11 protein-coding genes and 1 tRNA gene are annotated in these 10,950 nt (G+C 43.4%); 7 read left to right on the plus strand and 5 right to left on the minus strand.

Annotated features, from left to right (window positions below; translation table 11 throughout):
• Positions 1–80: 80 nt before the first annotated feature.
• A complete protein-coding gene (locus QZX97_RS18825) occupies positions 81–512 on the minus strand; it encodes a hypothetical protein (RefSeq protein ID WP_295648479.1) in 432 nt (143 codons plus the stop codon).
• 64 nt (positions 513–576) lie between these two features.
• Between QZX97_RS18825 and QZX97_RS18830 the strand changes: the two genes are divergently transcribed.
• A complete protein-coding gene (locus QZX97_RS18830) occupies positions 577–1,194 on the plus strand; it encodes a transposase (RefSeq protein WP_295648481.1) in 618 nt (205 codons plus the stop codon).
• A gap of 66 nt (positions 1,195–1,260) precedes the next feature.
• Here QZX97_RS18830 and QZX97_RS18835 read toward each other — a convergent pair whose 3' ends face one another.
• The 3 genes from QZX97_RS18835 to QZX97_RS18845 all read right to left on the minus strand — a co-directional run bounded on the left by QZX97_RS18835 (position 1,261) and on the right by QZX97_RS18845 (position 4,201).
• Complete coding sequence (locus QZX97_RS18835) at positions 1,261–2,226, minus strand: MBL fold metallo-hydrolase (protein ID WP_295648483.1); 966 nt, start codon at positions 2,224–2,226, stop codon at positions 1,261–1,263.
• Between the two features lie 87 nt (positions 2,227–2,313).
• A complete protein-coding gene (locus tag QZX97_RS18840; protein WP_295648486.1) occupies positions 2,314–3,534 on the minus strand; it encodes a sterol desaturase family protein in 1,221 nt (406 codons plus the stop codon).
• A gap of 28 nt (positions 3,535–3,562) precedes the next feature.
• The gene (locus tag QZX97_RS18845) at positions 3,563–4,201 is read right to left on the minus strand and encodes a redoxin domain-containing protein (protein ID WP_295648489.1); all 639 of its coding nucleotides are present in this window, start codon (positions 4,199–4,201) and stop codon (positions 3,563–3,565) included.
• A 325-nt stretch (positions 4,202–4,526) separates the two neighbouring features.
• Between QZX97_RS18845 and QZX97_RS18850 the strand changes: the two genes are divergently transcribed.
• From QZX97_RS18850 to QZX97_RS18875, 6 genes are all read left to right on the plus strand, one after another.
• Positions 4,527–4,718 (plus strand): hypothetical protein, encoded by a 192-nt coding sequence (locus tag QZX97_RS18850; RefSeq protein WP_295648491.1) that lies wholly within the window; start codon positions 4,527–4,529, stop codon positions 4,716–4,718.
• Between the two features lie 238 nt (positions 4,719–4,956).
• A complete protein-coding gene (locus QZX97_RS18855; protein ID WP_295648492.1) occupies positions 4,957–6,744 on the plus strand; it encodes an ABC transporter ATP-binding protein in 1,788 nt (595 codons plus the stop codon).
• A gap of 130 nt (positions 6,745–6,874) precedes the next feature.
• A complete protein-coding gene (locus QZX97_RS18860; RefSeq protein ID WP_295648495.1) occupies positions 6,875–7,204 on the plus strand; it encodes a DUF3276 family protein in 330 nt (109 codons plus the stop codon).
• A gap of 221 nt (positions 7,205–7,425) precedes the next feature.
• The gene (gene ychF, locus QZX97_RS18865; RefSeq protein WP_295648498.1) at positions 7,426–8,523 is read left to right on the plus strand and encodes a redox-regulated ATPase YchF; all 1,098 of its coding nucleotides are present in this window, start codon (positions 7,426–7,428) and stop codon (positions 8,521–8,523) included.
• Positions 8,524–8,617: 94 nt separating this feature from the next.
• Positions 8,618–8,689 (plus strand) — tRNA-Arg (locus QZX97_RS18870).
• Between the two features lie 62 nt (positions 8,690–8,751).
• The gene (locus QZX97_RS18875) at positions 8,752–9,789 is read left to right on the plus strand and encodes an alpha/beta fold hydrolase (RefSeq protein WP_295648502.1); all 1,038 of its coding nucleotides are present in this window, start codon (positions 8,752–8,754) and stop codon (positions 9,787–9,789) included.
• A 6-nt stretch (positions 9,790–9,795) separates the two neighbouring features.
• On the opposite strand, the gene QZX97_RS18880 is transcribed toward QZX97_RS18875, so the two are convergent.
• Complete coding sequence (locus QZX97_RS18880; protein WP_295648504.1) at positions 9,796–10,674, minus strand: aldo/keto reductase; 879 nt, start codon at positions 10,672–10,674, stop codon at positions 9,796–9,798.
• Between the last annotated feature and the right edge of the window lie 276 nt (positions 10,675–10,950).

Below are 10,950 nucleotides of genomic sequence, written 5' to 3' on the forward strand. Positions count from 1 at the left end.
GTAAACAATTATATTTTCAGCAAGTTAACGACAAAAAGTCTACATAGTAAACGACCATTATTTATAAGACTTACTAAATACTATCTTGTATAAACCATCTTCTTTTTTGAGGATTTGAAATTAAATGAACCACTATTCAAACTCCCTAAATTTCCTCCCTTATCTTTTACTATCGCTCTGTCTTTAATAAATTTACCATTATTAATCCCTTGTTTAAATAAGCTTTTAACGTAAGTGCTATCCGTAGTTAGGACTGAACATATAATTGATTGACTCGTAGAACTTATTTCCAATAAACATTTTTTGTCAGGGCTTTTATATTCGGTAATTAAATAGCCCCAATATTTCCATTCCACACTTGTTCTTTCAAATTTGTATGATATTAAAAGACCATCACTTATCTCTGGTCGATTCAAAAGTTTTTTCAATTGCTCGAAAGATAATTGTTGAGCGTTTGATTTTAAAGACACCAAAATAAAAGAAACAAACACAAAGAGTTTAAAAGATTTCATAGTCCAATATAATCTTTATCTTTAAAAAAACAAACTTGCGCTCGTTTATAACGAGCCGCTTAACATGGGTTTGCGTTTGCAACGCACATCCGTTATCTTTATCAAAACGATACCCATGTCCGACCAATACCGTGTCCGCAACCACGAGGAGATACATTTCATCACTTTTACAATAGTTGATTGGGTGGATATATTTATCCGGCCGGTTTATAAAGACTTAATTATTGAATCGCTAAAATACTGTCAGCAACATAAAGGCTTGCAACTATATGGCTATTGCTTAGTGACCAACCATCTGCATTTATTGGCATCGGCAACCTTGCCGGCTAAGCTTCCCGACATTGTTCGCGATTTTAAAAAGCATACCAACAAAAAGCTTATCAAACTTATAGAGGAAGAAAACGAAAGTCGCCGCGATTGGATGCTTTACCGTTTTAAATATCACGCTAAGTTTAATGTCCGTATTTCGGACTATAAAGTTTGGCAGGATGGTTATCATGCCATTGAATGTGATACAGCGGAAATATTAGCGCAAAAGTTGAATTATATTCATCAGAACCCAGTTACAGCACAAATTGTGGAGGAACCGGAGCATTACATTTATAGCTCAGCAAAGAATTATGCAGGTGAGCAAAGGTTATTGAATGTGGAAATTTTGGATTTAGGGTTTCAGTCGCTTTGAGAGGGCGTTGCAAACGCTAAACCATGTTAAGCGCTCGTTGCAAACGAGCGCAAGTGTCTTATTGTATTATAAATTAAACCTCTTCCCAAACTGCGATATAAAAAATCCATTCTTCAGCACCGTCAATGCTTCTTTGCTTTTTAAGTTAATAACCGGGTTGGTATGGTTAAAATGGATGAAATGTACCTTAGATTTTTCGGAAGCGGGCATGGTGGCCATCAGTTTCATGCTTTCGATGATGAAGGGGTGCGGTATTTCGGCGATGTTGCGCAGGCCCAGTTCGTTGCCATCGTAAAAAGTACCATCGATAAAGGCATAGTCGACTTTGGCTATTTCTTTTATGATATCCTTGCCCCAAACACCCCATTTGTTGATATCGGGAATGAACAGTACCTTTTTGTGTGGGCCTTCAATCAGGTAGCCTACCGTTTCGGAATACTCATCGCGGTGCGGCACCAGGAATGGGGTTATTTTGATGTTGTTGCTCAGGGTAATAGCTTGTCCATCGGCCAGGGGGTTGAGCAGGATGTTATTGAGATTGACCAACTGGCTCCAGGGACCGTTTGTTTCGAGGTAAGTTTTCATTCGCGGCATGGCGTATACCGGTACTTTGGCCGAGTTGAGTGCCTCTTTACCTAAATACATCAAACCCGTATAATGGCCTATGTGCGCATGGGTAATAAATATGCCATCGGGCGTTTCAGTTGTTTTAAAGCCCGATGCGTTTTTAAGCATTTTCATTTGGTCAGGCATGTCGGGCGTGGCCTCCAACAACCAGGTTTGTCTATTTTCCGGATCGATGATACCCAGCGACACTACTTTTCGTTTTGGGTCGGGATGCAGGAAGAGGTCGCTGCAGCAAGCTTTATTACAGCCGATATGCGGCGAGCCGCCATCCTGAATAGTGCCGAGGATAATCAGCGTAGGGCCGGTAAGCGGTTTTGCCTTGCTTTTACCGGGTGGTATACCGGCGTTGCAAATACTTATGCCCAGCAGTATGAATATGGCAAGTCCAGAATATCTTAACTTCATCAGCATTGGGTTGATAATAACAGTGATTGCTAAGCCAATATAGGATATACCTTTCGCGAAAGCAAATGATCGGTTGTTAGAGTATGACTACTTTACAGCGTAGACTACCCTGAGATACTTTTTTTGAGCAGTACGATAAAACAATATCAATAACAACAAACCCGTAACAATAATCGCAGGCGCAATGTTAACATCCCGGCAATAAGGCCATGCAATGCTGATGACAACGAGTAAGCGTAAAAACTCCACATTAAAAACCCATTTTTTTTGCTCCATAATGGCGCCGCAATTAATGAGGCTCAGGATGGTAAAAATTGCGAACAAGCCTTTAAACATTACTCCCAATTGCGGAGTGCAGTAAATAAATGCCGACAGGCATGCAATGAGCAATATTACCTGCCATATTACATAGCTGTTCAGGCCTTCGCCAAGCCTTGTTTTTGTTTGCTTAACGCGAAATATGCGCTCGGCACGGAGACGTGCCCGCGGGTCGATCAAGGTTGGGCTACCGAAGATGACCTTCAGTTTGTTTTTGAACGAGGTTTGGGCTCTTATGGTCAACACCAGTTCGAAAAGAAAGTGGAAATGCTGCCATAAAAAGCTATAGGTGCGCAACTGTTTGGTGAGGCCATAAACAGGTTCTTCGTGTTCCTCGGCAAAGGTGCCGAAGAGTTTATCCCAGATGATGAACACATCGCCGTAGTTTTTATCCAAATATTGCTCGTTGCAGGCATGGTGAACCCGGTGATGTGAGGGAGTTACCAATATCTTCTCCAATATACCCAACTTACCAATAACGCGGGTGTGCACAAAAAAGGGATACAGGCCGTGAATAAGCAACATCACAGCTATCATAGGCGCAGGGAAACCAACAATGGGCAATAAACACCAAAAGCCTGTGCGCACGAGGGCTTGCAGTACCGTTATTCGCGCCGATACTGTGTAGTTAAATTCTTCGCTTTGGTGATGAACCACATGCACCATCCAGAAGATATTTACCTCGTGCGCCAGGCGATGATACCAATACCATATGAGGTCAGTTAACAGTAAAAGTATTATCCAGCTTGCAATGCCCGGTTTGATATGAAATATACCAAAGCGGTGTTGCAAATCATCGTAAACAAAATAGAACGTTCCCGATACCAGGATATCGGTAAGCCGTTCGGCAATGCCAATGCTGATATTGGCAATGGAGTTGTGCAGGTTATGAACGTTTAGCTTCTTTTTTTTTGAAACATAATATTCGCCCAACATCAGCAAAATAAAGAACGGTATGGCAATAGCCAAATATGTAGTCCCAGTCCCCATCAGTTCAGCGCAAATACTCAACCAATCGTTAAGCCGACCTGAGCTCGGCTTTGTACACCCCGGCACTGTATACCGCCGAAATCACATCGTCGCCGTTAAAAGTATCCTCAAAGTTCCAGTCGATATGATCGTACACCACCTGCTTTGCCGGATTTAAAACGTATGTTGCCAATAGTGGCGCTTCGTTATCTATACCGCTAAACTGATTCCAAACGGGTCGTTTTTCGTCGTAAACGCCGAACTGTTTGGCCAGCTTGTTATTGGTATCGAAATAAAAATTAAGCGACAAGCTTTGGTCCCAGGCAAGTTTGGATAGCTGCTCGTGCCTTTCGGGACTAACCACTACCAGGTTGCCACCTTTGGCTTTCACTTCGTGTTGTATGTTGTTTAAACGCAACAGTTGCTCCTCTCCTTTTTTACCCCAATTTTGCGAGTAAAAGGCAACCACCAGCGGCTTGCTTAACAGGTGGTTATAAAAAACCGGTCCGCGCGATTCGGCCCCCACAACGAATTGCGCCCAACGACCAAAATCTTTCGAGAACGTAAAATCGAAAATGGTTTGGCCCTGGTTTACCGGTCTTAGTGGCTTATAGTGTTTAAATTCAAAATCGCGTTCTAATAATATCTCCAATATATCGAATTGAGGGAATGTAGTGCGGGTTGACATGATAGCTTTTAAATAATGTTAATGTGTTATATGGATAATTTGTATTGAACTCTTGCGGCAATGGCCGCGTTTTCCGAAGGCTGTCCATCAGCTACTGCAACACATGAGTATTCCCTTTACGGGGGCACATTTAAAGCGGGGTATGTTTATACAATGGTTTAAAATTCGCATCGCTTGTTTCAATTATTGATACAAACATACAATTAAATTCTACTAATTCTATAGATTTTATATAATTAATTATAAATTATTGATTTTCAGAAAGAAAAATTACAATAACAAGTCATGCTTTGATATGTCCGTGCTTTTTTGTATATTGTATAGATTGGAGCAAAGAGGTTGGAATGTTGTAAAGTTACAAGGTTGGAATGTTAAAACGCTTGAAAATAATCTTACTTTTTCCCCCTTTGCCAATGATAAAATCCAGCCTGCCCGGCTGGCAGGGATTGATTTTTTGAATAAGATTTTTTTTATAACACCCATAAATACCCATGATGACGGAAGAGGGAAGATTTAAAATGGAAGGTGGCGACAAGGAATCCGTCCCGATAGCTATCGGGATTGAACATCCGACATCCGACATAAAAAACAGAACACCCATAAATACCCAGAAGTCGCGGTAGTTATCGGGACGAGTGGCAAGGTTGTGGTGGGGCGGGAAAGGTTTAGATTATTTTTTGATATACCCATAAATACCCATAGGCTTATCAAATCGTTTTTCCAAATACAGCGCAAACTGCTACATTTGTTAACCAATGAAACATCTTGCTTATTTAAACAAGTTCTTTTACAAATACCGCTGGAGGCTGATACCGGGGGTGATATTCGTTATCATATCCAACATCTTCGGCATATTGCCGGCGCAGGTGGTAAGGCTTGCTTTTAACCTCGTTACCGAAAATATCGGCATCTTCCAATTGTTCGATGGTTTTGGCCGGCAGTCCATCATATCGGGCATATTCGGTTCGAGCTTGTTTTTGTTTGGCTCGCTGGTGCTCGTATTGTCGCTGTTGCGGGGCCTGTTCCTGTTCTTTATGCGACAAACCATTATCTTGGTGTCGAGGCATATCGAGTACGATATGAAGAACGAGATATACGCGCATTACCAGGAGTTGTCGCTGGCATTTTTCCGCCGCCATAATACCGGCGACCTGATGAACCGTGTTACCGAAGACGTGAGCCGTGTGCGCATGTACCTTGGCCCGGGGGTAATGTATGCCATCAATACGGTTACGCTGTTTATACTGGCCATTGTAGTAATGCTGACGGTTAACGTGCGGCTTACCATTTTTTCGCTGTTGCCGATGCCGATATTAGCTGTTACCATATTTTATGTGAACAACATCATTAATTCGCGCAGCGAAAAGATACAGCAGCGGCTGTCGGCCTTGTCGAGTTTTGTACAGGAAAACTTTTCGGGCATCCGTATCATCAAATCGTATGTGCGCGAAGGTTCGGTGCGCGAAAAATTCGCTAACGAGAGCGAGAACTATAAGGTGCACAGTATGGAACTGGTGCGTGTGCAGGCCCTGTTTTACCCCATGATGTTACTGCTTATCGGCCTCAGCAGCATCATCACCATTTATATCGGCGGGGTTGAGGTGATGAAGGGCAATATTACCCCCGGTAATATCGCCGAGTTTATTGTATACCTGAGTATATTAACCTTTCCTGTGATATCGTTGGGATGGGTTACTTCGCTTATACAGCGCGCGGCGGCATCGCAAAAGCGCATCAATGAGTTTTTGCACGAGAAACCCGAAATTATATCACCAACCAACGAAAAGATATCGGTAAAGGGCAAGATAGAGTTCAAAAATGTATCGTTCAAATATCCCGATACGGGCATACAAGCACTGGACGATGTATCCTTTGTGGCCGAACCGGGGCAGCTGATCGCAGTGATCGGGCGTACGGGTTCGGGTAAATCGACTATTGCTAATTTACTGATGCGGATGTATGATTGCGATGCCGGCCAAGTATTGATAGATGACCAGCCGGTGCAAACCGTTAACCTGGATAGTTTCCGCTCGCAGGTGGGTTTTGTGCCACAGGAAGTGTTTTTATTTAGCGATACCATTGCCAACAACATAGCATTTAGCGCCGATGTACTCAACATGACTGACGTAGAGCAAGCCGCGCGAGACGCTGCCGTTTATGAGAACATCATTGAGTTTGAGCAAGGCTTTGAAACCATGATAGGCGAACGGGGGGTAACCTTGTCGGGAGGGCAAAAGCAACGGGTGTCGATAGCCCGAGCCATCTTTAAGCAACCCCAGATTTTGATATTTGACGATTGCCTGTCGGCGGTGGATACCAAAACAGAAGAGGAGATACTGAACAACCTGGGCGGCATTATGCAGGGTAAGACGAGCATTATTATAGCCCACCGGATATCGACGATAAAGAATGCAGACAAGATATTGGTGTTAGACCAAGGCAGGATATTAGAGCAAGGCACTCACGGGCAACTGATGGATGCCAAAGGGGCGTATTTCGACCTGTATGAAAAACAATTGCTCGAAGAGCAGGAAACTACCTGAAAAGTGTAACCCTGCTCTATTATATTCGTATAAAATAGATGGATTTACATTAATATAGCCTATTTTGCATTTGTAATTTTAAAAAATTTATATATTTAACCCAAGCAAACTAAAAAAACTACAATAAAGTATGGGAGATTTTGACAATAGAGAGCGCGAGGAAGTATTTTCGAAGAAGGTAAGGGCCGGCAAAAGGACCTATTTTTTTGATGTAAAAGCCACAAGGTCAAACGACTACTACATTACCTTAACCGAAAGCAAAAAGAGGTTGGAGGATGGCGTTTTTGTAAAGCACAAGATATTTCTGTATAAAGAAGATTTTGAAAAGTTTGCCGAAGGGTTGAAAGATACCATCGAGTATATCAAAGCCAACCAGGAAGTAATTGAAAAGCGTTACGAATACACCGAAATAACCGAAACCGCCAAAGAATCGGCCGACGATTTTTCGTTCGAGATTTAATCAGATAAGCTTTGTAAGGATATACACCTGCCCGTAAGGCGGGTTTTTTTGTTTGCTTAGAACTGTTTAACAATTCGGTTTACCCGGCTTATTAATTATCTTATCTTTGCGGCGAAAATCAAATGGATCATAGTTGATGGTTCATAGATCATAGTTCTTTACTGGTGCTACCATGATCTATCAACTATGAACCATGAACCATGAACTAAAAAACAATATACATGGGTTTACAATGTGGTATAGTAGGTTTGCCGAATGTGGGTAAATCAACGCTTTTTAACTGTTTATCGAACGCCAAGGCACAGGCGGCAAACTTTCCGTTCTGCACCATCGAGCCTAATGTGGGCGTAATTACCGTGCCCGATGAACGCTTGACTAAACTGGCTGAACTGGTAAATCCGCAACGCATCGTACCCAATGTCATCGAAATCGTTGATATAGCAGGTTTGGTAAAGGGCGCAAGTAAAGGCGAAGGTTTGGGCAACCAGTTTTTAGCTAATATACGCTCGACTAATGCCATCATACATGTTTTGCGTTGTTTTGATGATGATAACGTCATCCATGTTGACGGTTCGGTCGACCCGATACGCGACAAGGAAATTATCGATACCGAACTGCAACTAAAGGATCTTGACTCGATAGAGAAGAAGATCCAAAAGGTAGCAAAAGGTGCCCAAATCGGCGACAAAGAGCAAAAGAAAGCCTTTGAGGTATTGAGTGTCTATAAGAACCATTTATTGCAGGGCAAATCGGCACGCACAGCACCTGTTGCCGAAGAGGATAAAGTATACATTGAGGATATTTGGTTGTTGACCGCCAAACCGGTGATGTACGTATGCAACGTGGAAGAGAAGTCGGTGAACAGTGGCAACGCCTACGTTGACAAGGTTAAGACCGCCGTTAAAGAGGAGAATGCTCAGGTATTGATTATATCGGCACAGATTGAATCTGAAATTGCGCAGCTCGACTCATACGATGAGCGCCAGATGTTTTTGGACGACCTTGGGCTCACAGAGTCGGGGGTAACACAACTCATCAAAGCCGCATACAAGTTGTTGAACCTGGCCACCTACTTTACTGCAGGTGTGCAAGAGGTGCGCGCCTGGACCATCACCCAGGGCTTCACCGCGCCACAAGCGGCGGGCGTAATTCATACCGACTTTGAAAAAGGCTTCATCCGCGCAGAGGTGATAAAATACGACGACTTTGTAAAATATGGCTCTGAAGTTGCCTGTAAGGAAAACGGCAAGTTAAGTGTTGAAGGCAAAGCATATATTGTTGCCGATGGCGATATTATGCATTTCCGATTCAACGTTTAAAGCAGAGTCAAGAATTTAGAGTCAAGAGCCAAGACCCTGTTTGTCTTAATTCTTTGCTCTTGATTCTTGCTTCTAATAGCTATATTTGCGCTATGCTTCCGTAGTTCAATGGATAGAATTATGGTTTCCGGTACCATCGATATGAGTTCGAATCTCGTCGGGAGCACAAATGCCATCAACTCATGCCGATGGCATTTTTTGTGCGCACCAAAATAGCTATCTTTAGTCGTGAAAAAACTCATCCCCCTGTTCCTGGTACTCGCATCATTCAGTGTTCGGGCGCAAAACCTGGAAAATCGTCAAAAGCTCGAATCCATCGGCGACGTAAAACTTCAATCCGGTCAGCAAATAAATGATTGTAAAATAGGCTACCTCACTTACGGTAAACTCAACGATACCAAAAAGAACGCCATCCTGTTCCCCAGCTGGTTTTTGGGTACTGCACAACAAATAGCGGCCACTGTACGCCCCTGGCGTTTTGTTGATACTACGCGTTACTTCCTAATTATTGCCGATGCCTTGGCCAATGGCGTGTCCACATCGCCTTCAAATAGTGCCACCCAGCATGGCGCATCATTCCCTGTCATCAGCATTAGCGATATGGTCGAAGCGCACCACCAACTGCTCATCCAAAAATTCGGCATAAAGCATCTGCACGCTATTGTTGGGATGTCGATGGGGGCTTTTCAGGCCTATCAATGGGCAGTTACCTATCCCGATTTTGTGGATTGCATGGTGCCCATCGCAGGCAGCCCACAACTCACCAGTTACGATATCCTCCAAACCAAAGCCATCATAGCCGCTATTGACGATAGTCCTGCTTTTAACCACGGCGCTTATACCACCAACCCATCTATTCCGCTTGCCCGGCTGTTGCTTATGTTATCTATAACCACGCCTGCCAACATAGCAAAAACGGTTTCTGTAGCAAATGTTAATGCCAGTATGCGGGCTGTGGCGTTATCACCAAACGATTGGAACGATTTCCGTACCCAGCTAACAGCCTGCATGAACCAGGACATCAGCCGTCCTTTTAACGGTTCGCTGTCCGAAGCCGCCAAACACATCAAGGCAAAAATGCTCATCGTGAACAACAGGCAAGACCATTTGGTTAACCCGGCACCGGCCATCGAATTTGCCAAACTCATATCAGCCAAACTCATCGTATTCGACACCGAGTTGGGCCATACCGGGGTTGATTATAGCGATAGCACTTTTAAAGCAAGCGTTAAAGAACTATTGAAGGCCAAAAAACCAGGTCAGTAAGGCTTTTTACTCCAAAAAAGCCATATCCTCTTCGGTCAACACTAAACTTGCTGCCTTTATATTCTCCTCAAAATGTTTTAGTTGCGATGTTCCCGGTATCGGCAATATCCATGGCGATTTATGCAGCAGCCAGGCAATATTCACCTGCGCCTCGGTAAGGCCGTATTTTTGTGCGATGACTGTTATCCTTTCATCCTTTTGGTTCTGTGTAGTGAACAGCGAGAAATAAGGTATCAGCGGGATACCGTGCTCTTCACAAATACCCAGTACTGCCTCGCCACCCGGCGTAACGCCATGCGGGGTGGTCCAATCGGTACGCTGGGCATGGCCATACAAGTTTTCAACCGTGGCGATATTACCCATTTTCATTGCAGTGTTCAATTGCTCTGGTGTAACATTACTTACACCCAAATGCAATAGCTTGCCCTCTTCCTGCATCTTAAACATTGCTTCCATCGATTCTTCAAAAGGCGCGCCGCCGTGTATCACCCTAAAGTGAACCAATTGTATCTGCTCCAATTTTAAGGTGCGCAGGTTATTCTCGATACTGCTGCGCAGGTTTTCGGGCGTGTTAAAAGGTATCCAGCTTTTATCCGGTTTACGCGCACCGCCCACTTTGGTACATATCACCAGGTCCTTCTCATAAGGATACAAAGCCTCCGCGATGAGCCGATTGGTTACATCTTCGCCATAGTAATCGGCCGTATCCAAAAAGTTGATGCCGGCTTCTGTGGTCGCTTTCAATATTTGTAAAGCTTCGGCTCGGTTTGGCGGTTCGCCGTAAATACCGGGCCCGGTAAGGCGCATGGTGCCGTAGCCAAAACGTTTAACGGTTAAAGGACGTGCGCTTTTAGGCGCGATGGTAATAGTAGATGGGTTATTCATAGACCTTGTGTATTTTCTGCAAAAGTAAAAGAGTATGGGTATTTATGGGTGTTCTATTTTTTATGTCGGATGTTCAATCCCGATAGCTATCGGGACGGATTCCATGTCGCCATCTTCCATTTTACATCTTCCCTCTTGTCACGTCCTGAAAAAAGTTGACTGATTTGGTGATACAATTATTGTTAATTAAGTTGACTATTTATTAAAGGTTTTACTTCTCTTTTATAAGTTTTTATTTTGATGTTTTTTTGCATGTGCATTTGTTTAGGTGTAAGC

It is taken from the genome of uncultured Mucilaginibacter sp. (genome assembly GCF_903893715.1).
Classification (GTDB): Bacteria; Bacteroidota; Bacteroidia; order Sphingobacteriales; family Sphingobacteriaceae; genus Mucilaginibacter.